The organism is Pseudomonas machongensis, from assembly GCF_034961125.1.
Classification (GTDB): domain Bacteria; phylum Pseudomonadota; class Gammaproteobacteria; order Pseudomonadales; family Pseudomonadaceae; genus Aquipseudomonas; species Aquipseudomonas machongensis.
The window spans coordinates 18,692-42,213 of record NZ_JAYFUI010000191.1 but is presented as its reverse complement, the minus strand read 5'-3'; the positions used below and the strand labels follow the sequence as shown (position 1 = coordinate 42,213).

Here is a 23,522-nt window from a genome sequence, read left to right as displayed (position 1 = left end):
TCGACGACACACCGAAGGAATCCCCACCATGCGCGTCCTGTTGTTCAGCAGCCAGCACTACGACCAGGAAAGCTTCACCCAGGCCGCGGCCAGCAGCGCGCTGGAGCTGCATTTCCAGTCCGCTCGCCTCACCCCGGACACCGCCCCACTGGCCCAGGGCTTCGAGGTGGTCTGCGCCTTCATCAACGATGATCTGGGCGCCGAAGTCCTGCAACGCCTGGCCAGCGGTGGTACACGGCTGATCGCCCTGCGTTCGGCGGGCTACAACCATGTCGACCTGGCGGCTGCAGCACACCTTGGGCTGACGGTGGTGCGCGTCCCAGCTTATTCGCCGCACGCCGTGGCCGAGCACGCGGTAGCGCTGATCCTGGCCCTCAACCGCCGCCTGCACCGCGCCTACAACCGCACCCGCGAAGGCGATTTCACCTTGCATGGCCTGACCGGCTTCGACCTGCACGGCAAGACCGTCGGCGTGGTCGGCACCGGGCAGATCGGTGCTGCGTTCGCCCGCATCATGGCCGGCTTCGGCTGCCAGTTGCTGGCCTACGACCCCTACCCCAACCCCGAGCTGCTGGCCCTCGGTGCCCGCTATCTGGAACTGCCCGAACTGCTTGGCCAGGCACGGATCATCAGCCTGCATTGCCCGCTGACCGAGCACACCCGTCATCTGATCAACGCCGAGAGCCTCGCGCGCCTGCAGCCCGGTGCCATGCTGATCAACACCGGGCGCGGTGCGCTGGTCGATACCCCGGCGCTGATCGACGCGCTCAAGAGCGGCCAGCTCGGCTACCTGGGCCTGGATGTCTATGAAGAAGAGGCGCAACTGTTCTTCAAGGACCGCTCCGACCTGCCGCTACAGGACGACGTGCTGGCCCGGCTGCTGACCTTCCCCAACGTGATCGTCACCGCGCACCAGGCGTTTCTGACCCGCGAAGCGCTGGAGGCGATTGCCGCGACCACCCTGGACAACATCGCCCGCTGGGCAGCAGGCGATGCGCAAAACACGGTCACAGGGTAGGATACGCGGCATTTCTGGAGGACCCATGGTCGAGCACGATTTCCGCTACACCCTTTTCAACCCGCAACACACCCTGATCGAATGCCGCGCGCTGGTGCCAGGCCGCTACCAGGTCACCGGCAACGGCGGATCGATGCACAAAGGCGACGTCCTGCTGGTGACGCTCAAAGGCAGCAAGGACCTGTCCATGCGCCTGACCGTCGAGAGCGTCCGCCACCTGATCAACCCGCGCGGCCAGTGGGTCGCCGTGGCCAGCGGCCCGGTGTTCAACGAACTGGAAATCCTCGCCTGGCAGGTCAAGTGCGACAGCTGCGAAGCCGTGCTCGACTTCGAATTCGCCGTCGATGCCAAGCTCGGCAAGAAGGCCCGCCAGCCGGCCGCCACTGCACGTATCGCCGAACTGGGCTGGAGCAGCCAGGGCGAGCGTCACCTGTGCCGCAATTGCCAGGAAAGCGCCCAGTGAAACACCTGTTGACCTGCACCGCCCTGCTTGGCGGCCTGTTCGGCTGCGCCGCGCAGCCTTCGAAACTGCAGCAGGAGCAGAGCTATGTGCTGGAGTGGATCGGCGAACGTCCACTGATCGACTACAGCCACCTGACCCTCACCCTGGCCGATGATGGCCGCGCCTATGGCAATGCGGGCTGCAACCATTGGTTCGCCAGCTATACCCTGGACGGCGACCAATTGAGCTTCGGCAAGATCGGCAAGACCCGCAAGCTGTGTGCACCGGCATTGATGGAGCAGGAACAGCGCTTCCTGCAGGCCCTGGAAACGGTGCAGCGCTGGGATGTGTCGGCGATCGAGCAGATCCGCTTCTGGCCGGCCGAAGGCAAGCCGCTGCGCTTCTGGCCTGAGGAAGGCTGAAGTGCATCGGGGCCGCTGCGCGGCCCATTCGCGGCACGAGGCCGCGCCCACAAGTAACACCGCAGTATTCAGAAGTTGCGGAGCTCTTGTAGGAGCGGCCTCGTGCCGCGAATGGGCTGCGAAGCAGCCCCGACAACAGGTCAGGCGCCGCCCTTGAGCGTCTTGATCTTCGCCTGCAGCCCTTCGAGCGTCTGCTCACCGAGCAACTGCTCACGCACCTTGCCCTTGTCGTCGATGATGTAGGTCACCGGCAGTGCTTCGCTGCGAGGCAGCTCGTAACGCTCGGCGGGGTCCTGGGCCAGCACGGTGAAGTCGATGCCCAGGGCCTGCACGGCCTGCTTGAGGTCGTCGCCCTGCAGCCCGTCGAAGTTCACCCCTACCACCTTGATGCCCTGGGCAGACCATTGCTTGGCCGCCGTGTTCAGTTCGGGGATCTCGGTGCGGCAAGGTCCGCACCACTCGGCCCAGTAGTTGAGCACCAGCCAGTGCCCGTCGATCTGCTCGGCCTTCACCGTATTGCCGTGCTGGTCCACGCCGTAGTCCGCACCGCAGCCGCCGAGCAAAAGGCTCGCGGTGATGGCCAGTGCAGCTGCCAAACGCCTTGCCATGGGTCAATCCTTCTCGAAGTTTTAAGGCATGAAATGTCGGTCGCTGCGGTTAGAATAGCCGCCACACCCAGCTGGATGCGACCCGTCATGACCGATTTGACCCTCTATCATAACCCGCGCTGCTCCAAATCCCGCGGTGCCCTTGAACTGCTGGAAGAACGCGGCCTGGCCCCGACCGTGGTGCGCTACCTCGAAACCCCGCCCGACGCCGCCACGCTCAAGGCGCTGCTCGGCAAGCTCGGCATCGGCGCGCGCCAGTTGTTGCGCAGCGGCGAAGACGAATACAAGGCCCTGGACCTGGCCAACCCCGCGCTCACCGATGCGCAACTGATCGACGCCATGGTCCAGCATCCGAAACTGATCGAACGCCCGATCCTGGTCGCCGGCGACAAGGCCGTGATCGGTCGGCCCCCCGAGAAAGTCCTGGAGATCCTGCCGTGAACGATCCATTCATCCTGGTCCTGTACTACAGCCGCCACGGCTCCACCAGCGAGATGGCCCGGCACATCGCCCGCGGTGTCGAGATGGCGGGCCTGGAAGCGCGCCTGCGCACGGTGCCGGCGATTTCCACCGAGTGCGAAGCCGTGGCGCCGGACATCCCCGCCAGCGGCGCGCTCTACGCCACGCTGGACGACCTGCGCCACTGCGCGGGGCTTGCCTTGGGCAGCCCGACCCGCTTCGGCAACATGGCCGCGCCGCTCAAGTACTTCCTCGACGGCACCAGCAGCCTGTGGCTGGGCGGTGAACTGGTCGGCAAGCCTGCGGCGGTGTTCACCTCCACTGCCAGCCTGCACGGCGGCCAGGAAACCACCCTGCTGTCGATGCTGCTGCCGCTGATGCACCACGGCATGCTGGTCACTGGCCTGCCCTACAGCGAATCGGCCCTGCTCGAAACCCGTGGCGGCGGCACGCCCTACGGCGCCAGCCATCATGCCGGTGCCGATGGCAAGCGCGAGCTGGACCCACACGAGATCGCCCTGTGCAGGGCGCTCGGCCAACGCCTGGCCAACACGGCCAAGGCATTGGGTGGCGAGCGTGGCTAGAAAGCCCAAGGTCCTGCCTGCACTCGACTGGCTAACCCCGCGCCTGCGCCTGACCCGGGCGCTGAGCCTGGCCTGCTTCTTCGGCCTGATCGCCTTGCTGGTGGTGAACAACCTGTGGTTCGCCGACCTGCATGGGGCGCGGGTCGAAGTGATCCTGGCCATCGAGCTGATTCCGCTACTGCTGTTACTGCCAGGCATGCTCAGCGGCAGCGCCCGGGCGCATGCCTGGACCTGCTTTGTGGTGAACATCTATTTCATCAAGGGCGTGCTGGCAGCGTTCGACCCGGCCCGGGCGCTGTTTGGCTGGATCGAGGTGCTGGTGAGCCTGGGGTTGTTCGTCAGCGGGTTGCTGTACGTGCGCTGGAAGTTTCAGTTCCAGCGGCGGATGGCCGGGGAAGGTAGCTGAGCTTGGCGTTTAAGCCATCGCGGGGCAAGCCCGTGATGGCTTCAGCGAGGACTCAATGATTGACGGTATGCGCCAGCATCACCGACAACTGGCACAGCGGCCGGCCACTCTCTTCATGCCACTGGTTGAACGCCTGCTGCACCAGCGCCAGGTCGCGCTGGCTGGTGGGCTGCTTGTCGATCACCTTCTGCGCGATCAAGGCTGCTGCCATGTCCTCGGTGGGGATGAAGGTATCCTTGCCGACCATGCGCAGGAAGCGCGGCGCCGACAGGCCACCGAGCTGGTTGCCATGCTTGGCCAGGTACTTCCACAAGCCGACGATATCGGTCTCGGGCCAGTCGGCGATAAAGGCACCGAAACTGCCCTTCTCCTTCGTCACGTCGAGGATCATCTGCGCATTGCGCGGCACGCTCTTGAGCTTGCCCAGGTGACGGATGATGCGCTCGTCCTGCATCAGGCGCTCCAGATGCTCGGCGCCCATCAGTACAACCTTCTCCGGGTCGAAACCGAAGAACACCTGCTCGAACGCCGGCCACTTGGCGTCCACCAGGCTGTGCTTGAGCCCGGCGCGGAACACGCGCAGGGCCAGGGTCGACAGGTAGCGGTCGTCAGTGATGTCGCGCAACTGCGCCGGCGTGCGCGGTTGCGGCAGGAACGCTTCGAGCGCCTTGGCCGAGCCGAAGCGATTGATGCAGTACTCGTGCAGCCACTGATAGTCGCGCATGAGGTCAGATGTTCAGCACGTCGAGGAAACGCGGGGTGGCGCTCTCGTCGATCTTCAGGCTGGTGAAGTCGAACAGGTCGCGGTCGGCCAGTTGCGAGGGCGCGACGTTCTGCAGGGCGCGGAAGATGCTCTCGGTACGGCCCGGGTGCTTGCGCTCCCACTCCACCAGCATGTCCTTGACCACCTGGCGCTGCAGGTTCTCCTGCGAACCGCACAGGTTGCACGGGATGATCGGGAATTCCTTCATGTCCGAGTAAGCCTGGATATCCTTCTCGCTGCAGTAGGCCAGCGGACGGATCACCACGTTGCGGCCGTCGTCTGCGCGCAGCTTGGGCGGCATGCCCTTGAGCGCGCCGTTGAAGAACATGTTGAGGAAGAAGGTCTCGACGATGTCGTCGCGGTGGTGGCCGAGCGCCATCTTGGTCGCACCGATCTCGTCGGCGAAGGTGTACAGCGTGCCACGGCGCAGGCGAGAACACAGCGAGCAGGTGGTCTTGCCTTCGGGGATCAGTTCCTTGACCACCGAGTAAGTGTCCTTCTCGACGATGTGGTACTCGACGCCGAGGGTCTTGAGGTAGGCTGGCAGCACATGCTCGGGGAAGCCTGGCTGCTTCTGGTCCATGTTCACCGCGACGATCTGGAACGAAATCGGCGCCACCTTCTGCAGGTGCAGCAGAACATCGAGCATGGTGTAGCTGTCCTTGCCGCCGGACAGGCAGACCATGACCTTGTCGCCATCCTCGATCATGTTGTAGTCGGTGATGGCTTCGCCGGCTAGACGACGCAGGCGTTTTTGCAGTTTGTTCTGGTTGACCGAGAGGGTGCCCATAGCGCTTGGATCCGCGAGGTGTGACAAAAGCCGGCTATTTTACGCACAAACCGAGCACAGGCGTAGGCCATTCCGATAAAGAATCAACAGCGCCGCCGACAGCGCGATTTGCTCTAAAAAGCCGGGTTTGTGCCGGGTTCTGCTTCCTATACTGCGACATAAGGCCATATTACCGCTTGATCGGTTGCCTGGCCTCGGCCACAGGCGCTCCGCTTGGGGGGCGTTTGGCGACGACGATAGGAGTGACCGGCATGATCCATCACGTTCTGGGGCTGTTTACCCATCCCGACCAGGAATGGCGGGAGATTCGCGGTGAAGAAGAAAGCATCAGCCACATGTACCTGACCCACACCCTGATCCTGGCAGCGATTCCGGCGGTATCCGCCTTTATCGGCACCACCCAGGTCGGCTGGGTGATCGGTGATCGACCACCGGTGATGCTGACCATGGAAAGCGCGCTGTGGATGAGCGTCATGTCCTACCTGGCGATGCTTGCCGGGGTGGCGGTGATGGGGGCCTTCATCCACTGGATGGCGCGCACCTACGATGCCAACCCCTCGATGGCACAGTGCATCGCCTTTGCAACCTACACCGCCACGCCACTGTTCCTCGGCGGCCTGGCGGCGCTCTACCCTCATCTGTGGCTGGGCATGCTGCTGGGCACAGCGGCCATCTGCTACACGGTCTACCTGCTGTATGTCGGGCTGCCGACCTTCATGAACATTCCCACCGACGAAGGCTTCCTGTTCTCCAGCTCCGTGCTGGCGGTGGGCCTGGTAGTGCTGGTGGCGATCATGGCCGCCACCGTGATCATCTGGGGGCTTGGCGTGGGGCCGGTCTACACCAATTAGAAACACCAACACTGGGGCGTCGGGCCAGAGGCCGCCGTTTTGGCGGCCTCTGGCTTCGTGCTGACCGGCGGCTCGGCAAGCGTGCAGGGCTTGCGGCATAATGGCGCGTCAGGAGAATCATCCCGCCATGCCCGAGCTACTCAAGCAACGCGTCGAAACCTGTTACCAGCAAGCCGAAACCTTCTTCAAACGCCCCTTCCCGCGCCCGGAAGTCAGCTTCAAGCTGCGCGGCCAGAAGGCCGGTGTCGCTCATCTGCACGAGAACCTGCTGCGCTTCAACCTGCAGCTGTACCGCGAGAACCAGGATGACTTCCTGCGCCAGACCGTGGCCCATGAAGTCGCCCACCTGATCGCCCATCAACTGTTCGGTGACCGCATCCAGGCCCATGGCGAGGAGTGGCAACTGATCATGCGCGGGGTCTACGAACTGCCGCCCAACCGCTGCCACAACTATGAGGTGCAGCGCCGCGTGGCAACCCGCTACATCTACCGCTGCCCCTGTGCAGACAGCGACTTTGCGTTCAGCGCCCAGCGGCACAAGCTGGTGCGCCAGGGACGTCGCTATCTGTGCCGGCGCTGTCGGGAGATCCTGGTGTACAGCGGCGAGACACGCGTCGAATGACCCAATGCATTCGCGGGCCTGTCTGATCACCGCAAAAACCGAGCATAAAAAAAGGCGACCCGAAGGTCGCCTTTCTCATATCGCTACAACCGCTATCAGCGAGTAGCCGGGCCTTCAGCAACGCCCAGGTCGTCGGTCGGACGGGTTTCAACCAGCGGTGCACCACCGGAAGCCAGTTCCGATTGCAGCTTGTCGGTGTCCAGCTCCTTCACCCACTTGGCCACGACCACGGTGGCAACGGCGTTGCCGATCAGGTTGGTCAGGGCACGGGCTTCGGACATGAAGCGGTCGATACCCAGGATCAGCGCCAGGCCGGCAACCGGCAGGTGGCCAACGGCGGACAGGGTGGCGGCCAGGACGATGAAGCCCGAACCGGTAACGCCAGCAGCACCTTTGGACGCAACCAGCAGCACCAGCAGCAGGGTGATCTGGTGAGTGATGTCCATGGTGGTGTCGGTGGCCTGGGCGATAAACACCGCAGCCATGGTCAGGTAGATCGAGGTGCCGTCCAGGTTGAACGAGTAGCCGGTCGGGATCACCAGGCCAACCACGGATTTCTTCGCGCCCAGGCGCTCCATCTTGGTCAGCATGCGTGGCAGGGCCGATTCCGAGGAGGAAGTACCCAGTACGATCAGCAGTTCTTCACGGATGTAGCGGATCAGCTTGAGGACGCTGAAGCCGTGGGCGCGGCAGATACCGCCGAGGACGATCAGGATGAACGCCAGGCAGGTGATGTAGAAGCAGGCCATCAGGTAGCCCAGCTGCACCAGCGAACCCACGCCGTACTGGCCGATGGTGAAGGCCATGGCACCGAACGCACCGACCGGAGCCAGCTTCATGATCATGTTGATGATGTTGAACATGACATGGGCGAAGCGGTCGATCAGCTCGAGCACTGGCTTGCCGTAGCTGCCCAGGCGGTGCAGGGCGAAGCCGAACAGCACCGAGAACATCAGCACCTGGAGGATATCGCCGTTGGCGAAGGCACCGACCACGGTGTTAGGGATGACGTTGAGCAGGAAGCCGACGGTGGTCTGCTGTGCACCGGCGGCGGCGTAGGCTGCGACGCTGCTGGCGTTCAGGGTGCTGACGTCGACGTGCATGCCAGCGCCAGGCTGAACCACGTTGACGACGACCAGACCGATGATCAGGGCGATGGTGGAGACGATCTCGAAGTACAGGAGTGCATAGCCGCCGGTCTTGCCGACCGACTTCATGCTCTGCATGCCGGCGATGCCGCTGACCACAGTACAGAAGATGATCGGGGCGATGACCATCTTGATCAGTTTGACGAAGCCGTCACCCAGGGGTTTGAGGGCGACACCGGTTTCGGGGTAGTAGTGGCCGAGCAGAATGCCGATGGTGATTGCAACGATCACCTGGACATACAGGGACTTGTACAGCGGCTGACGTTTCGTCATGGCTTAATTATCCTCAAGTGTGCCGTTTCACCCTTCCCAGGGCGAGGCACCTAAAGCGCGAACCCTCCTGCACCTGGAGGGATTTGTCGTTGTGTTCGAGCTGCCTGAGCAGGCCTCTGCCAGATCTTTAGCAAGGGTGATGCCAAAATGCCCGAATCAGGTGCAAGGCCCGTGTTTTCGGGAATTTTCTGCCCAAGGACAGGGCGAATCGACAGGGATGGATTGGCGGATTTCCGCCCGGTGGCGAGATTCGTACAAGGACGATGGCGGGAATCCGCCCGATGCGGGCATACGCTTGGGGCTTCGCGGGCAAGCCCCCAGGGGTTGGATTCATCGGCTATCCAGGAGCGGGCTTGCCCGCGAGGAGGCCCCCGCCCGCTAGATCACTCCAGGTTGAACACGATCCTGAATGCCGCCCCGCCCAGGGGCGAATCATCCAGCGTAAGCCGGGCATCGAAGCTGTCGATGATGTCCTTGACCACCGCAAGCCCGATCCCCTGCCCCGGATGCTGCCTGTCCAGGCGCTCGCCGCGCTGCAGAATGCGCATGCGCTGGCCGGGCGGCACACCGGGGCCGTCATCTTCGACACACAAGACCTGCTGCCCCGGCAACCGCTCCAGGCTTACCCGCACCTGTCCCAGGCATAGGCGGTAGGCGTTCTCCAGCAAGTTGCCGAGCAATTCGAGCAGGGCGCCCTCCTCGATCGGTACCCACGCCTGTTCGGGAATGCTCAAGGTCACGGTCACACGCTTGTCGCGATAGACCTTGTCCAGCGTGTTGCACAGGCTTTCGAGCACCGGCGCAAGGCGCACCTTGTGCCGCACCAGGCCACTCTTGCGCAGGCTGGCACGTTGCAGCTGGTAGTCGATCTGCTGGCTCATGCGCTCGATCTGGCTTTGCAGCACCCGCGCCTGCTCGCGCTCGTCGCTGCGCTGGCCCATGCTTTCGCCAACCCCCTGCAGTACCGCCAGCGGAGTCTTGAGGCTGTGCGCCAGGTCATCCAGCGAGTCGCGATAACGCTGACGTTGCTCACGCTCGCTGTGCAGCAGGCGGTTCAACGAGCCGGTCAGACGCAGCAGCTCGCGTGGGTGCTCACGGCTCAGCCCTTCACGGGCGCCACTTTCCACCTCGTCCAGCTCTCGGCTCAGGCGACGCAACGACCGCAGCCCCCAGGTCAGGCCGGCCCAGAGCAGCACCATTAACGCCAGCAAGGCCGCGCCAAAGCCCAGGTAGAGCTTCTCGCGCAGGCCATCGAGGGTGTGCTGGTACTCGCGCACAGGTTGCAGCGCGACGATGCTGAACGCCGCACTCTTGCCGCCGAGCAGCTTGACCTCGACGTCATAGACGAAGAACTCGTCGCCGTCGTCCTGGCGGATTCGCGCGAATTCGTTGCCGCGCCCGTCATAGCGGGGTTGATAGTTGATGTGCTTGTCGGCGGTGGCGCGTGAACGCCAGACCAACCGGCCGTCACGGTCGAAGATGTAGCCGAGCAACCCCATGCTGGGCAGGTTGTAGCGCTCGTCGGGCAGCAGCTCGGGCATCTGCAGATGCCCATGCTCGATGCGAGCCGCCGAGATCATGGTGGTGACATCCGAGGCCAGGCGCTGCTCGATCGACTCCTGCAGGGCCAGGCTGAAGGCCTTCTGCAGCGCCGGCAGCAGCGCCAGCATGAACAGCAGGGCCAGCAGCGCTGCGGCCAGCATCAGGCGCAGGCGCAGCGAGCGGATCATCGGCAACGCTCGGTGAACAGGTAGCCCAGGCCGCGCACGGTGTCGATGGGTTTGAAACCGTTGTCGCCCTCAAGCTTGCGGCGCAGGCGGCCGACCAATACTTCGATGACGTTGGGATCGCGCTCCTCGTCGTCCGGGTAGAGCTGCTCCATCAGACGGTCCTTGGCCACCACCTGCTGGTGATGACGCATGAGGTATTCGAGAATCCGGTATTCATAGGCGGTGAGCGCCAGCGGCTGCTCGTCCAGCGTTGCCTGCTTGCGATTGAGGTCCAGCACCAGCGGGCCTGCAGCGATGGTCGACTGGGTAAAGCCGCTGGAACGACGCAGCAACGCGTTCAGGCGCGCCTCCAGCTCTTCGAACTGGAAAGGCTTGACCACATAGTCGTCGGCACCGGCGGCCAGGCCTTCGACCTTATCCTGCCAGTTGCCGCGGGCGGTGAGAATCAGAATGGGGAAGGTCTTGTCCTGGCTGCGCAGCTGGCGGATCAGGTCCAGCCCGCTCATGCCCGGCAAGCCCAGGTCGATCACGGCGAGGTCATGGTTGTACTGCTCGGCCTGGTAAAGCGCCTCTTCGGCATCGCCCACCGCCTGCACCACATGCCCGGTCTCGCCAAGACGCGTATACAGGTGATGGCGCAGCAGCGCCTCGTCCTCGACCACCAGCAATTTCATGCCGCATCTCCTTTGTCTATATCTCCCGGACCGCCGAGCGATCAGGGCCGGCACAGCATAACAGCGAACCGGCACGGGAAACCCCTGCCGGTTCGATGAGCCTCGACCTTAGAACTTGTAGCTGGCGGCGAGGTAGGTCTGGGCGCTGCTCTTCAGGCGCAGGGTGCCATCCTTCGGGCCACCGTGCGAAGACAGTTCGGTGGCGGCATTGCTGGTCAGGTAACGGTAGCCCAGTTCCACCGAGGTATTGTCGGTGACCTGTTGCAGAACACCGGCCTGCAGGCCGAGTGCGTAGCCATAGTCGGTGTCGCGGCTATAACCGGAGGAAGTCTGGGTCAGCTTGGTGACGCCCACGCTGCCACCGCCGAACAGCTTGGTGGTGTCGGTGATCGGCAGGAACACATCGTAGCTGCCAAGCAGATTTTCCTGACGCAGCTTGACGCCGCTGTGATCGCCGGAAACGTTGTCGTAGGTCAGGTAGTAGCGGCCTTGATCGTTGATCTGGCCGACACGCAGGCCCCAGGTGCTGTCCTTGCCGATGATGCCGTCGGCGTTGAAGTTGTCGGTGTTGCGTTGCAGCAGGCCGGACTTGCGGACCTTGTCGCTGGTCTGGCCGTAGGTCAGGCTGGCGAAGGTGTCGTCGGCCTGGGCGGTGGCGGTAACGCCAGCTGCGCAAACAGCCATGGCAACCATCAGGGTGTTGAGTGCTTTCATGCTTTGTTACTCCAGTAGGTGCGCTGTTTCGGTCTGGGGGCTAGAGTAAGCAGGGCGCCCTGAACCGCTCCTGAACCCCGGCTGAACCTTGGCTGAACGAACCCGATACGGCTGCATCTTTCCTGGAGAACCCCCTCATGCGTTCACTGCTTGCCCTGGCCCTGATGTGCAGCGCCGCCTTCGCCCAGGCGGCGGTACAGACCCGCGAGATCCGCTACCAGGACGCCGACGGCACTGCGCTGATCGGCTACTACGCCTACGACGACGCCATCGAGGGCAAGCGCCCTGGTGTGGTCGTGGTGCATGAATGGTGGGGGCTGAACGACTACGCCAAACGCCGCGCCCGCGACCTCGCGGCGCTGGGCTACAACGCGCTGGCCATCGACATGTATGGCGACGGCAAGCACACCGAGCACCCGCAGGACGCCCAGGCGTTCATGGCGGCAGCGCTCAAGGATCCAGCAGCAGCGGCGCGACGCTTCGACGCCGGGCTCGAACTGCTCAAGCTGCAACCCAACACCAACAAGCACCAGTTGGGCGCCGTCGGCTACTGCTTCGGCGGCAAGGTAGTGCTCGACGCTGCACGCCGGGGCGAGAAGCTCGATGGCGTGGTGAGCTTCCACGGCGCGCTGGTCACCCAGACACCGGCCAAACCGGACGTGGTCAGGGCGAAGATCCTGGTCGAGCATGGCGAGGCCGACAGCATGGTCACGGCCGAACAGGTCGAAGCCTTCAAGAAAGAAATGAAGGATGCCGGAGCAGACATGCAGTTCGTTGGCATTCCCGGGGCCAAGCATGGCTTTACCAACCCGGATGCGGACCGCTTGAGCCATGGCGCGCATGGCGGGCCGGACATCGGCTATGACAAGGCGGCAGATGAAAGCTCCTGGAAGGACATGCAGGCGTTCTTCAAGCAGGCGTTCAAGTAGGGGCCCAAGCCCCTACGAATTCTTTGCGTACCTGCAGGAGCGGGCTTGCCCGCGAAAGGGCCTGAACTGGCACAATACCGCCCATGGACAGACTCCCCACCTGCTGCACCCCACTTCAGCACCACTGGCCCCTGCCCCAGCCCCTCCCCGGTGCGGTGCTGGTCAGTTGTGCCTTCGATCCCAAGCGCCTGGCCGCCGACGACTTCCAGCGCGCGGGCATTGCACAGAGCCCCAGCCTGCAGCGCTCGGTGGCCAAGCGTCAGGCCGAGTACCTGGCCGGCCGGGTCTGTGCCCGCGCGGCGCTGCAACGTCTGGATGGCCGCGACTATGTTCCGGACAGCCACGAAGACCGTTCACCGGTCTGGCCCGTCGGCATCCGAGGTTCGATCACCCATGGCCAGGGCTGGGCCGCTGCCGTGGTCGCCCATGAAGGCGCCTGCCAGGGCATCGGCCTGGATCAGGAAAGCCTGCTCGACGACGAGCGCGCCGAGCGCCTGGCGGGCGAGATTCTCACCGCCGACGAGTTGCAGCGCCTGGACCGTTCAAGGATTGGCCTCGGTGTGACGCTGACCTTCTCGCTCAAGGAAAGCCTGTTCAAGGCCCTCTACCCCCTGACCCTCAAGCGCTTCTACTTCGAACACGCTGAAGTGCTGGAGTGGGACGCCACAGGCCACGCACGCCTGCGCCTGCTCACCGACCTGTCGAGCGAGTGGCACCACGGCCGCGAACTGGATGGCCAGTTCTGCCTGCAGGACGGCCACCTGCTCAGCCTTGTCAGCGCCTGAGCCTCACCCCGGCGCCTGCTGTCGTGGCCAGTTCAGACTGAAGCAGGCGCCACCCAGCGCCTCGCTGCGCCCCACCTGCGCCCGCCCACCGTGCCAATAGATGATCCGCCGCACGATCGACAGGCCCAGACCATGCCCTCCCGAGGCGCGGGTACGGCTGTCGTCCAGGCGGGTGAAAGGCGTGAAGATGCGGTCCCAGACGCCTTCGGGAATCCCCGGACCGTCGTCCTCGACCTCGATGCGGCAACGTTGCTGGCCGAGCTGAAAGCTCAGGCGCACCTCGGACTCGGCGTGGCGCATGGCATTGCTCACCAGGTTCTGCAGCGCCCGATGCAGGTAGCGCGGTTCGGCCTCGACCCAGGCCAACTGGTCTTCGCCCAGCTCACACGCCCCGCGAGTCACCCGCACATCCGCGCGTAGCGGCGCCAGTTCATCGATCACCCGATCGAGCAGGCTGTCCAGGTCGATCCGCTGGAACTTCAGGGCCGGCGCGCCCTGCTCCAGGCGCGCGTAGGTCAGCATCTCGTCGACCAGCCGGTCCAGGTCCTGGATATAGCTGTCCATGCCCGCCAGGTGCTTGCTCCGCGCCTGCTCGGTGCTGGCGCTCTCGATCATCTCCAGGCCGAAGCGCAGGCGCGCCACCGGCGTGCGCAATTCGTGGGACACCGCCCGCACCAGCTCGCGCTGCATGCTCAGCGAACGCTGCAAGTGCTCGGCCATGCCATTGAACGCCGCCGCCAGACGCCCGACCGAGTCTGCATCGCCCGCCGGCACGCGGGTTTCCAGGCTGCCCTGGGCGATGCGCGAGGCCGCCATCTCCAACCCCGAGACACGGCGCTCGAGCTGGCGCACCAGCAGGTACACCACCAACCCGATCAGGCACAGGCCGAGAAAGGCGATCAGGATCAACAATTGCGGTGGATAAGGGTTGAGCTGGTACAGCGGGCCGATTTCCAGCACCCATGGCGAGCCGGACAAACCGGCGAATACGCGGATCGAATCACCATCGCGCCCCAGCGCCATCACCGTGTCGCCTTCCTCTACCCGGCGCCGCTGATCGTCGTCCAGCCCTACCCGCTCGATCCGCTGCAGGGCGATGTCGAACCCGAACCCCTTGCTCTGCCTGATCTGCGCCAACCGCTGCTGCTGCTCGGTCACCGGGTAGCGCACCAGTTCGTCAGCCAACAGATAAAGCGTGGCACGGGCCAACTGCTCGCTGACCTGCTTGACCTGCGCGACCAGCACAAAATCCTCGTGCGCCACCTGGCGCAAGACCTTGGCCGCATGCGGGCCGGTCTTCTCCACCACCACCAGGCCACGCGCCAGGCGGCTGCGCTGCCCGGCATCGAGGGTCTGCATCGACAGCGGCGCCAGGTCCAGCGGCACCCCGAGCAAGCGTTCCCAGATCACCAGCGACCGCTTGCGCTCCACCTCGTTCTGCAACGCCAGGTTGTCCGCCATCAGGCTGAAGGTGCCTTGCGCCAGGCCCTCGCGGTGCTGGCCCGCGCGCACCTCGTTGACCAGGTGCAGGCTCAGCACGCCCAGCACGGCGACCAGCACCAGCACCGCGAGCATGCCGCCATAGATACGCAGGAAGATCGAATTCATGGGGTGGCATCGCCGACGAACAGATAGCCCTTGCTGCGCAGGGTCTTGATCAGGCGCGGGTGGATGGGATCGTCACCGATCTTGGGGCGGATCTTGGAGATGCGCACATCGATGGAGCGGTCCTGGCCGTCATAGCCCACCCCGCGCAGCGAGGTGGAGATCTGCTCGCGCGACAGCACCCGCCCGGCGTTGCTGGCCAGCAGCCAGAGCAGGTCGAACTCGGCACCGGTCAGTTCGATCGGCTGCTCGCCCAGCCAGGCCTCGCGCAGGCGGTTGTCGATGCGCAGCCCTCCAAAGCTCAGATCATGCCCTTTGCCCTGCGGCGCATCGCTGCGACGCAACAGCGCATTGATGCGTGCCAGCAGCAGGCGCGGGCGCACCGGTTTGCAGATATAGTCGTCAGCCCCCAGGTCCAGCCCCTGGATCTGGTCGAGTTCATCACTGCGCGCGGTGAGCATGAGGATGGGGTTGGGGAACTGCCCGCGCACCCGCCGGCAGATGCTCAGGCCATCCTCTCCGGGGAGCATCAGGTCGAGGATCACCAGATCAGGCTGGCTGTCGATGATGCGCCGCACCGCCCGCCCGCCATCGCCCTCCACCGCCACCTCGAAGCCATTGGCCTGCAGGTATTCGGCTGTGAGCTCGGCCAGGCGCTGGTCATCCTCGACGATCAGGATGCGGTTGTTGGGCTGGTCCATCGCCGGTCACCTCTTGTTCATGATTTTGGTGTCGGTGCGCTACGGTGGGTGCAGGCTTGCCCCACGATGGGGCTGCTGCCGCCCTTCACCAAAGGGCAACATATCCCCCGGATACTACGTCCCGCCCCAGGCACTGCCAACCACGCGAAAAATTCTGTCACAGGCCTGAAACCGGCAAAAACCTCTTGCGACAAGGCCTACAGCGAATACCCACCTTTCACACACAAAGTACTCACAAGTTATCCACAGCGGCTCGCCTTGCAAAGACCCCAATACCGCATTATCTTGTATCCCCATTGCAGCGAACCACTACATGTTGTGGCTTCGCCCCAAATCACAAACACAAGTCCAGGCAGAAACTCAAGCGTTTTTTCAGCCGGAACTTACGGTGATTTCAGCAGCCAAACCGCTCCTGCGGAGGCGCGACCGAGGCAAGCCCGTCAGGGCCTTGTTCGGGTATGGGTGTTGCAGGCATCGCCTGGCACCCGACAGCAACAGTTTTTGGGCGTGACCCAGAATCTTTGACTTCGGCCAGGGAGCGGCAAGTGATTGCCCCTTATTCCTGAGTCTGTCCCGAAGTCGGTGAGCCCGAGCGGGCGGATGCACGTGCGCGTGGCATCCCCCGCCTGGGCCGGTCGAACTGATGGATGGAACGGTGGGCGCCCACAAGGCGCCTGAACAATATAGAAACTGTGGAGACACCCATGCAAACCGACACAACTCGCGAGAACCCGCAGGCCAAGGCGCCGCAGGCCGCTGATTCGAACCAGGATCTGGCTGCGACCGCTCCGGGCCAACTGCGTGTGATCAAGCGCAACGGCACTGTCGTCCCCTACACCGACGACAAGATCACCGTTGCCATCACCAAGGCGTTCCTTGCAGTTGAAGGTGGCACCGCCGCCGCCTCGTCGCGCATCCACGACACCGTCGCGCGCCTGACCGAGCAGGTCACTGCCACGTTCAAGCGCCGCATGCCATCGGGTGGCACCATCCACATCGAAGAAATCCAGGACCAGGTCGAACTGGCCCTGATGCGCGCCGGCGAGCAGAAAGTCGCCCGTGACTACGTGATCTACCGCGACCAGCGCGCAAAAGAGCGCGCCACCCGCGCCCACACCGACGCCGTGGTCGAGCCGCACCCAAGCATCCGCATCACCCTGGCCGACGGCAGCCTGGCGCCGCTGGACATGGCACGCCTGAACACCATCATCAGCGAAGCCTGCGAAGGCCTGGCCGAAGTCGATGGCGACCTGATCCAGCGCGACACCCTGAAGAACCTCTACGACGGCGTGGCCATCAAGGACGTCAACACCGCCCTGGTGATGACCGCCCGTACCCTGGTCGAGCGCGAGCCGAACTACTCGTTCGTTACCGCCCGCCTGCTGATGGACACCCTGCGCGCCGAAGGCCTGGGCTTCCTGGGCGTGGCCGACAGCGCCACCCACCACGAAATGGCCGAGCTGTACGCCAAGGCCCTGCCGGCCTACGTCGAGAAAGGCGTCGAGTTCGAGCTGCTCGACCCAGCACTGAAGGGCTACGACCTGGAGCGCCTGGGCAAGGCCATCAATCACGAGCGTGACCAGCAGTTCACCTACCTGGGCCTGCAGACCCTCTACGACCGCTACTTCATCCACAAGGATGGCGTGCGCTTCGAGCTGCCGCAGGTGTTCTTCATGCGCGTCGCCATGGGCCTGGCGCTGCAGGAGAAAGACCGCGAAGCCCGTGCGATCGAGTTCTACAACCTGTTGTCGTCGTTCGACTACATGGCCTCGACCCCGACCCTGTTCAACGCCGGCACCCTGCGTCCGCAGCTGTCCAGCTGCTACCTGACCACCGTTCCGGACGACCTGTCGGGCATCTACAAGGCCATCCACGACAACGCCATGCTGTCCAAGTTCGCTGGCGGCCTGGGCAACGACTGGACCCCGGTACGCGCCCTGGGCTCGTACATCAAGGGCACCAACGGCAAGTCGCAAGGCGTCGTGCCGTTCCTGAAAGTGGTCAACGACACCGCCGTTGCGGTCAACCAGGGCGGCAAGCGCAAGGGCGCGGTCTGTGCCTACCTGGAAACCTGGCACCTGGACATCGAGGAATTCCTCGAGCTGCGCAAGAACACCGGTGACGACCGTCGCCGTACCCACGACATGAACACCGCCAACTGGATCCCGGACCTGTTCATGAAGCGCGTCTTCGACGACGGCAAGTGGACCCTGTTCTCGCCAAGCGAAGTTCCTGATCTGCACGACCTGACCGGCAAGGCCTTCGAAGAGCGCTACGAGTACTACGAAGCCCTGACCGAGTACAACAAGATCAAGGTGTTCAAGACCATCCAGGCCAAAGACCTGTGGCGCAAGATGCTGTCGATGCTGTTCGAGACCGGCCACCCATGGCTGACCTTCAAGGACCCGTGCAACCTGCGTTCGCCGCAGCAGCACGTGGGCGTGGTCCACAGCTCGAACCTGTGCACCGAGATCACCCTGAACACCAACGCCGATGAAATCGCCGTGTGCAACCTGGGTTCGATCAACCTGCCGAACCACATCGTCGATGGCAAGCTGGACACCGCGAAACTGGCGCGTACCGTCAAGACCGCCGTGCGCATGCTCGACAACGTGATCGACATCAACTACTACTCGGTCCCGCAAGCACAGAACTCGAACTTCAAGCACCGCCCGGTCGGCCTGGGGATCATGGGCTTCCAGGACGCGCTGTACCTGCAGCACATCCCGTACGGCTCGGACGCTGCCGTCGAGTTCGCCGACAAGTCGATGGAAGCGGTCAGCTACTACGCCATCCAGGCCTCGTGCGACCTGGCCGATGAGCGCGGCTCCTACGAGACCTTCCAGGGTTCGCTGTGGTCCAAGGGCATCCTGCCGCTGGACTCGCAACAGATCCTGATCGAGGCCCGTGGCGCCAAGTACATCGACGTCAACCTGGAAGAGTCGCTGGACTGGGCTCCGGTCCGCGAGCGCGTACAGAAAGGCATCCGCAACTCGAACATCATGGCCATCGCGCCGACCGCAACCATCGCCAACATCACTGGCGTGTCGCAGTCGATCGAGCCGACGTACCAGAACCTGTACGTCAAATCGAACCTGTCGGGCGAGTTCACCGTGATCAACCCGTACCTGGTCCGCGACCTGAAGGCCCGTGGCCTGTGGGACTCGGTCATGATCAACGACCTGAAGTACTACGACGGTTCGGTGCAGCAGATCGAGCGTATCCCGCAAGAGCTGAAGGACCTGTACGCCACCGCGTTCGAAGTCGACACCAAGTGGATCGTCGATGCCGCCTCGCGTCGCCAGAAGTGGATCGACCAGGCCCAGTCGCTGAACCTGTACATCGCCGGCGCTTCGGGCAAGAAGCTGGACGTCACCTACCGCATGGCCTGGTACCGTGGTCTGAAGACCACCTACTACCTCCGTGCCCTGGCCGCGACCAGCACCGAGAAGTCGACCATCAACACCGGCAAGCTCAACGCCGTTTCCAGCGGCGGCGACAGCGCCCCGGTCCAGGCCGCGGGCCCAGCCCCGGTACCGAAGGCCTGCGCCATCGACGAGCCGGATTGCGAAGCCTGCCAGTAAGGCTTGGCTGAGGCTTCCCCCGGGAAGCCTCAACTTTCTGTGCCATAGCACAGCACCCTGTAGGAGCGGGTTTACCCGCGAAGAGGCCACCACCTCTCCTGCAGACAGACATAAAAAGCCGCCGCCCAGTGCTGCGGCCAGCCCTCAAAGGGCGCTTCCGATTTGCGTGCACCGCACCGCAACCAAGATCCACCGGCCATACTCCATAGATGGCCCTCAAGCAGGAGAACCTCACCATGCTGAGCTGGGACGAATTCGATAAGGAAGACGGCGAAGTCGCCGCCAAAGGCAACACTCCTGCGCAGGCCAATGCCAGCGCCACCCTCGACAAGCTCGACAGCGCCGGCGGTGCCGCCGCCCTGGAAGCCCGCGCCGCCACCGCGACCGACTCCGACGCGGTCAAGCGCGCCAAGGCTGCCCTCGACGCCCTCGACGTCGCCGAAGGCCTGGCCGAGCTCGAAGGCTCCTCGGCCCGCGTCGCGGTCGACGAGAAGCGCATGATCAACTGCCGCGCCGACCTCAACCAGCTCGTGCCTTTCAAGTACGACTGGGCCTGGCAGAAGTACCTCGACGGCTGCGCCAACCACTGGATGCCGCAAGAGGTCAACATGACCGCCGACATCGCCCTGTGGAAGAGCATGGACGGCCTGACCGAAGACGAGCGCCGCATCGTGATGCGCAACCTCGGCTTCTTCTCCACCGCCGACTCGCTGGTTGCCAACAACCTGGCCCTGGCCGTGTACCGCCTGATCACCAACCCCGAGTGCCGCCAGTACATCCTGCGCCAGGCCTTTGAAGAGGCGATCCACACCCACGCCTACCAGTACTGCATCGAGTCGCTGGGCATGGATGAAGGCGAGATCTTCAACATGTACCACGAAATCCCGTCGGTCGCGAAGAAAGCCGCCTGGGGCCTCAAGTACACCCGCGCCATCTCGGATCCGGAGTTCAACACCGGCACCGTCGAAACCGACAAAGAGCTGCTGCGCAACCTGATCGCCTACTACTGCGTACTGGAAGGCATCTTCTTCTACTGCGGCTTCACCCAGATCCTGTCGATGGGCCGCCGCAACAAGATGACCGGTGTCGCCGAGCAGTTCCAGTACATCCTGCGCGACGAGTCGATGCACCTGAACTTCGGTATCGACGTGATCAACCAGATCAAGATCGAGAACCCGCACCTGTGGGATGCGGCGATGAAGGAAGAAGCGACCCAGATGATCCTGCAAGGGACCCAGCTGGAGATCGAATACGCCCGCGACACCATGCCTCGCGGCGTGCTGGGGATGAACGCGGCGATGATGGAGGATTACCTCAAGTTCATCGCCAACCGTCGCCTGACCCAGATTGGTCTGAAGGAAGAGTATCCAGGGACGACCAACCCGTTCCCTTGGATGAGCGAGATCATGGACTTGAAGAAAGAGAAGAACTTCTTTGAGACGCGTGTGATTGAGTATCAGACTGGTGGGGCGTTGAGCTGGGATTGATCGCCTGGCGATTCGGAAAGGCTGCCTTCGGGCAGCCTTTTTTATTGCCCGAATTTCAGGTCAGGACATCTCCTACACGCATCTCGCTAATTGCCCAACGGCAATCCAAGTAGTTTGTCGGAGCGCTAAGAACGCTCACATGGCGGAATCCCGTTCCCGTTAGAAACGGCTTTTCCTGGTCTGGATAGCCCATCATGACTTACTGCTCCCCCACCCTCTTCACCTACCACAACCGTCACCTCCACACCCTCTGGCTCGAATCCCAAGCCTGGTTCTGCGCCCACGAACTCGGTCGGATGGCCGGGCGCTTCTTCGATGAACACGGCATCCGCAAGCTCGACCCGGACCAGCATCGCACCGTGCAATTGCTGCGCTACGGCAAGTATCAGAAAACCGCCATGGTCAGCGAGTCAGGGGCCTACACCCTGCTGGCCCATCATCACATTCCGGAGAACCGTCACTTGCGGCGCTGGCTGACCCACGAGGTGGTGGCAGTGCTGCGTGATGGGCAGATGAATGGGGATGAAGCGCCGCGACTGGGTCAGATGTGCTGGCCTGGAGGGCGGACGGCGACATTGCTCTATTGGCAGAGCGAGCCCTGGATGAAGATGCGGGATATGCCGGTGATGCTGGCTGGGGATGAGGCTGGGGTTGCAGTCAAGCGCAGGATGAGCTGGATGGAATGCGCCCAGCGGGCTTTGCGACTGCATGGGGTTTAGCTGGGCTTGTGGCATATCGCAGATGCCTGAGGGTTCGCCGCTTCGACAGATCGTACTGGGGATGGCAGCTGCTTTTGTGGGACTGTGATGGTCTCTTCGCGGGCAAGCCCGCTCCCACAAGGGCGGTGTGACAACCATTGCAAAATCGCAGCAGGCGGCGAACTGTAGCTAGCAAGGTAACCTGAACTGCGCCAGCACCTAGACAAGATTAAAACGCGCAGGCGCTTGGCACCCAAGCCATCCCCCCTGTAGCGTTGCACCATCATCAAATCCCCGAGCCAATACCCCCATGGAAATCCGCCATTTCCGCTACTTCCTGAGCGTTGCCCAGCACGGTCACTTCACCCGTGCCGCAGAGCAGTTGGGCATCGCTCCGCCAACGCTGAGCCGGCAGATCCAGGACATGGAGAACGAACTGGGTGTGCGCCTGTTCCAGCGCAACCAGCGGGCCGTGCGTCTCACCGCCGCGGGTGAAGCGCTGCGGGTCGAGGCGTTGCAGGCGGTGCGCCAGTTCGATGCTGCGCAACTTGGCGCGCAGCGGGCCGGGCGGGGTGATGTGGGGCATATCGAGCTGGGTTATGTGGCTTCTGCGGCGTACTCGGGGCTTTTGCAGCAGCAAGTGACGCACTTCGGTCAATCCTGCCCCGGCGTCCAGCTCAATATTCGCGAGGTCGGCATGATGGCCTCGCCCGAGCTGGTTCGTGACGGGCTGCTCGACCTCGCCTATGTACGAATGCCCATGGAGCTGCCAGAGGAACTGAACGCCATCACGCTGCTGGAAGAAGGCTTCGTCCTCGCCCTGCCCTCCAGCTCCCGCCTCAACGAACTGCCGCAGATCAACGCCGCACGGCTGGCCGGGGAAACCTTCATCCTGCCCGAGCAGATCTCCGGCACCTTGGCGGTAGCCGCACAGGGCGGCTTCACCCCCCACCTGGGGCCGCAGCCCGGCAGCCTGGTGGCAGTGGTGGCCCTGGTGTCGCTGGGCCAGGGCATCGCGGTGGTGCCGGAGTCGATGGTACGCCGGGTCAGCCTGCCGCAGGTCAACTACCGGCCGATCGAAGATTGCCAACCGCGCTCGTGCCTGGCCCTGCTGCATCGTCGTTTCGAAAAGGCGCCGGCGGTGCAGCGCTATATCGAGATGCTAGCCGCACATAGGCACTAAAGCAGATAACCATCGGGCTGCACGACTACACAGCTACCGAGCTGTCCCAAAGCCGCATCACCTGGGTGATCGCGCGCTCCATCGCTTCGATGCCGATGTTGTCCCGCGCCAGGGTCGAAAGCCCGACCAGAAAGCTGTCGAACATCACGCTAAGCCCCTGGGCATCGACGTCCTGGCGCAGCTCACCGGCATCGAGCGCACGGCTGACGCAGTCGGCGATGCCGGCGCGGGTGCGTGCCCGGGAGCGGTTCAAGGGTGCGGTGACCTGCGCCAGTTCCGCAGAGGGTGCACTCATCACTGCCAGGCCGACCATGCAGCCCTTCGGGTGACCGTCCTCGCACTGCATGCGGGCGGATTGGCGCAATGCCTGCTCCAGCGCCTGACGCGGTGGCAGGTCCAGGTTCCACAGGCACTCGGTGACCTGCGCATAGGTCGCCAGGTAGCGCTGGGCACATTCCTGGAATAGCGACACGGCCGAGCCCTTGCCGGTCTCTAGCAACTGAGCAAGACCCGCATCAGCATTCCGGCGTTGGCCATCGGTGGTGGCGGCAACGGTGGCCTGGGTGAATTCCAGGCCGAGCAGATGCGCCGCTACGGCACCGATGTGACCGGCAAAGTGTTGGAAGGCTGCGGGCACTGGCTGCCGGAGGAATGCAGCGGCGCCCTCAATGCCGAGGTGACAGGCTTCTTGCTGGCGCCATGACAGGGATTGATCAGCAGTAGGGCAATTGTGCTTTTCGCGGGTAAACCCGCCCACAGGTATGGGGCCAGCTTGTACCGGGGTGCAGGTGTTTACCCGCGAAAAAGCAATGGGACTTCGGAAGACAAACCCTAGTTATAGGATCTCTTTACCGTAACCGATCTAGAGCCCTTCCTTTGCAATTTGGCAAAAAAAACCTCTGAAACACTCGGTATAGCCCATCGATTCCTTTGCGCAAAAGCGTTGACAGCATTTTCATCGGTTGTTAATAATCGCCACAGTTGTACGACAACACACAACAAAAACAACAACCAGTGAAGCCCATCATGTCGACATCCTACCCACG

Annotated in this window: 24 protein-coding genes; 14 read left to right on the top strand and 10 right to left on the bottom strand. The window is 63.5% G+C overall.

Annotated elements, in window-relative coordinates; all coding sequences use genetic code 11:
- The first annotated feature begins 28 nt into the window (after window positions 1–28).
- Genes VA602_RS24140 through VA602_RS24130 form a run of 3 tightly spaced genes read left to right on the top strand, consistent with a single transcriptional unit; the run spans window position 29 to window position 1,882 of the window.
- Window positions 29–1,018: a 2-hydroxyacid dehydrogenase gene (locus tag VA602_RS24140; protein ID WP_323454554.1), complete on the top strand. Its 990-nt coding sequence runs from the start codon at window positions 29–31 to the stop codon at window positions 1,016–1,018.
- 25 nt (window positions 1,019–1,043) lie between these two features.
- Window positions 1,044–1,481: a hypothetical protein gene (locus VA602_RS24135; RefSeq protein ID WP_323454553.1), complete on the top strand. Its 438-nt coding sequence runs from the start codon at window positions 1,044–1,046 to the stop codon at window positions 1,479–1,481.
- A complete protein-coding gene (locus tag VA602_RS24130) occupies window positions 1,478–1,882 on the top strand; it encodes an META domain-containing protein (RefSeq protein ID WP_323454552.1) in 405 nt (134 codons plus the stop codon). The genes VA602_RS24135 and VA602_RS24130 overlap by 4 nt, the downstream gene beginning before the upstream one ends.
- A 140-nt stretch (window positions 1,883–2,022) precedes the next feature.
- Here VA602_RS24130 and VA602_RS24125 read toward each other — a convergent pair whose 3' ends face one another.
- A complete protein-coding gene (locus VA602_RS24125; protein ID WP_065861391.1) occupies window positions 2,023–2,490 on the bottom strand; it encodes a TlpA disulfide reductase family protein in 468 nt (155 codons plus the stop codon).
- A gap of 87 nt (window positions 2,491–2,577) precedes the next feature.
- On the opposite strand from VA602_RS24125, the gene arsC reads away from it, so the two are divergent.
- The 3 genes from arsC to VA602_RS24110 are packed head-to-tail and all read left to right on the top strand — an operon-like array spanning window position 2,578 to window position 3,939.
- Window positions 2,578–2,931, top strand: coding sequence for an arsenate reductase (glutaredoxin) (arsC, locus tag VA602_RS24120; protein ID WP_054892906.1), 354 nt, complete (start codon window positions 2,578–2,580; stop codon window positions 2,929–2,931).
- Window positions 2,928–3,533 (top strand): NAD(P)H:quinone oxidoreductase, encoded by a 606-nt coding sequence (gene wrbA, locus VA602_RS24115; protein ID WP_063543569.1) that lies wholly within the window; start codon window positions 2,928–2,930, stop codon window positions 3,531–3,533. Before arsC ends, wrbA begins: the two co-directional genes overlap by 4 nt.
- Window positions 3,526–3,939 (top strand): DUF2069 domain-containing protein, encoded by a 414-nt coding sequence (locus tag VA602_RS24110; protein ID WP_323454551.1) that lies wholly within the window; start codon window positions 3,526–3,528, stop codon window positions 3,937–3,939. The genes wrbA and VA602_RS24110 overlap by 8 nt, the downstream gene beginning before the upstream one ends.
- A 52-nt stretch (window positions 3,940–3,991) precedes the next feature.
- Here VA602_RS24110 and VA602_RS24105 read toward each other — a convergent pair whose 3' ends face one another.
- Window positions 3,992–4,663, bottom strand: a complete 672-nt coding sequence (locus VA602_RS24105) for a DNA-3-methyladenine glycosylase I (protein ID WP_054892908.1) — start codon at window positions 4,661–4,663, stop codon at window positions 3,992–3,994.
- A 4-nt stretch (window positions 4,664–4,667) separates the two neighbouring features.
- Window positions 4,668–5,492, bottom strand: a complete 825-nt coding sequence (gene ttcA, locus VA602_RS24100; RefSeq protein ID WP_054892909.1) for a tRNA 2-thiocytidine(32) synthetase TtcA — start codon at window positions 5,490–5,492, stop codon at window positions 4,668–4,670.
- Between the two features lie 251 nt (window positions 5,493–5,743).
- On the opposite strand from ttcA, the gene VA602_RS24095 reads away from it, so the two are divergent.
- A complete protein-coding gene (locus VA602_RS24095; protein WP_054892910.1) occupies window positions 5,744–6,343 on the top strand; it encodes a Yip1 family protein in 600 nt (199 codons plus the stop codon).
- Window positions 6,344–6,470: 127 nt separating this feature from the next.
- Window positions 6,471–6,965 (top strand): SprT family zinc-dependent metalloprotease, encoded by a 495-nt coding sequence (locus tag VA602_RS24090; RefSeq protein WP_054892911.1) that lies wholly within the window; start codon window positions 6,471–6,473, stop codon window positions 6,963–6,965.
- A gap of 95 nt (window positions 6,966–7,060) precedes the next feature.
- On the opposite strand, the gene VA602_RS24085 is transcribed toward VA602_RS24090, so the two are convergent.
- The 4 genes from VA602_RS24085 to VA602_RS24070 form a co-directional block, all read right to left on the bottom strand.
- Window positions 7,061–8,386 carry a dicarboxylate/amino acid:cation symporter gene (locus VA602_RS24085; protein ID WP_054892912.1) on the bottom strand — a complete coding sequence of 442 codons (1,326 nt, stop codon included), beginning with the start codon at window positions 8,384–8,386 and terminating at the stop codon, window positions 7,061–7,063.
- Window positions 8,387–8,769: 383 nt separating this feature from the next.
- A complete protein-coding gene (locus VA602_RS24080; RefSeq protein WP_323454550.1) occupies window positions 8,770–10,116 on the bottom strand; it encodes an ATP-binding protein in 1,347 nt (448 codons plus the stop codon).
- Window positions 10,113–10,790 carry a response regulator gene (locus tag VA602_RS24075; RefSeq protein WP_054892914.1) on the bottom strand — a complete coding sequence of 226 codons (678 nt, stop codon included), beginning with the start codon at window positions 10,788–10,790 and terminating at the stop codon, window positions 10,113–10,115. The genes VA602_RS24080 and VA602_RS24075 overlap by 4 nt, the downstream gene beginning before the upstream one ends.
- 108 nt (window positions 10,791–10,898) lie before the next feature.
- The gene (locus tag VA602_RS24070) at window positions 10,899–11,504 is read right to left on the bottom strand and encodes an outer membrane protein (RefSeq protein ID WP_153774378.1); all 606 of its coding nucleotides are present in this window, start codon (window positions 11,502–11,504) and stop codon (window positions 10,899–10,901) included.
- A gap of 137 nt (window positions 11,505–11,641) precedes the next feature.
- Here VA602_RS24070 and VA602_RS24065 point away from each other — a divergent pair, with 137 nt between their 5' ends.
- Together VA602_RS24065 and VA602_RS24060 are read left to right on the top strand one after the other, a co-directional pair.
- The gene (locus tag VA602_RS24065; RefSeq protein WP_153774377.1) at window positions 11,642–12,433 is read left to right on the top strand and encodes a dienelactone hydrolase family protein; all 792 of its coding nucleotides are present in this window, start codon (window positions 11,642–11,644) and stop codon (window positions 12,431–12,433) included.
- Between the two features lie 83 nt (window positions 12,434–12,516).
- Window positions 12,517–13,218, top strand: a complete 702-nt coding sequence (locus tag VA602_RS24060) for a 4'-phosphopantetheinyl transferase family protein (protein ID WP_323454549.1) — start codon at window positions 12,517–12,519, stop codon at window positions 13,216–13,218.
- 3 nt (window positions 13,219–13,221) lie between these two features.
- On the opposite strand, the gene VA602_RS24055 is transcribed toward VA602_RS24060, so the two are convergent.
- Both VA602_RS24055 and VA602_RS24050 read right to left on the bottom strand, forming a co-directional pair.
- On the bottom strand, window positions 13,222–14,826 hold the full coding sequence (locus VA602_RS24055; protein WP_323454548.1) for an ATP-binding protein: 1,605 nt from the start codon (window positions 14,824–14,826) through the stop codon (window positions 13,222–13,224).
- Window positions 14,823–15,524 carry a response regulator transcription factor gene (locus tag VA602_RS24050; protein WP_323454547.1) on the bottom strand — a complete coding sequence of 234 codons (702 nt, stop codon included), beginning with the start codon at window positions 15,522–15,524 and terminating at the stop codon, window positions 14,823–14,825. Before VA602_RS24050 ends, VA602_RS24055 begins: the two co-directional genes overlap by 4 nt.
- A gap of 704 nt (window positions 15,525–16,228) precedes the next feature.
- Here VA602_RS24050 and VA602_RS24045 point away from each other — a divergent pair.
- From VA602_RS24045 to VA602_RS24030, 4 genes are all read left to right on the top strand, one after another.
- Entirely contained in the window at window positions 16,229–19,108 is a 2,880-nt protein-coding gene (locus VA602_RS24045; RefSeq protein WP_054892920.1) for a ribonucleoside-diphosphate reductase subunit alpha, read from the top strand.
- Window positions 19,109–19,344: 236 nt separating this feature from the next.
- Complete coding sequence (locus VA602_RS24040; RefSeq protein ID WP_054892954.1) at window positions 19,345–20,595, top strand: ribonucleotide-diphosphate reductase subunit beta; 1,251 nt, start codon at window positions 19,345–19,347, stop codon at window positions 20,593–20,595.
- Between the two features lie 194 nt (window positions 20,596–20,789).
- Window positions 20,790–21,314: a BRO-N domain-containing protein gene (locus VA602_RS24035; RefSeq protein ID WP_323454546.1), complete on the top strand. Its 525-nt coding sequence runs from the start codon at window positions 20,790–20,792 to the stop codon at window positions 21,312–21,314.
- Between the two features lie 289 nt (window positions 21,315–21,603).
- On the top strand, window positions 21,604–22,476 hold the full coding sequence (locus VA602_RS24030; RefSeq protein WP_323454545.1) for a LysR family transcriptional regulator: 873 nt from the start codon (window positions 21,604–21,606) through the stop codon (window positions 22,474–22,476).
- 25 nt (window positions 22,477–22,501) lie between these two features.
- On the opposite strand, the gene VA602_RS24025 is transcribed toward VA602_RS24030, so the two are convergent.
- Window positions 22,502–23,113: a TetR family transcriptional regulator C-terminal domain-containing protein gene (locus tag VA602_RS24025; protein ID WP_323454544.1), complete on the bottom strand. Its 612-nt coding sequence runs from the start codon at window positions 23,111–23,113 to the stop codon at window positions 22,502–22,504.
- Between the last annotated feature and the right edge of the window lie 409 nt (window positions 23,114–23,522).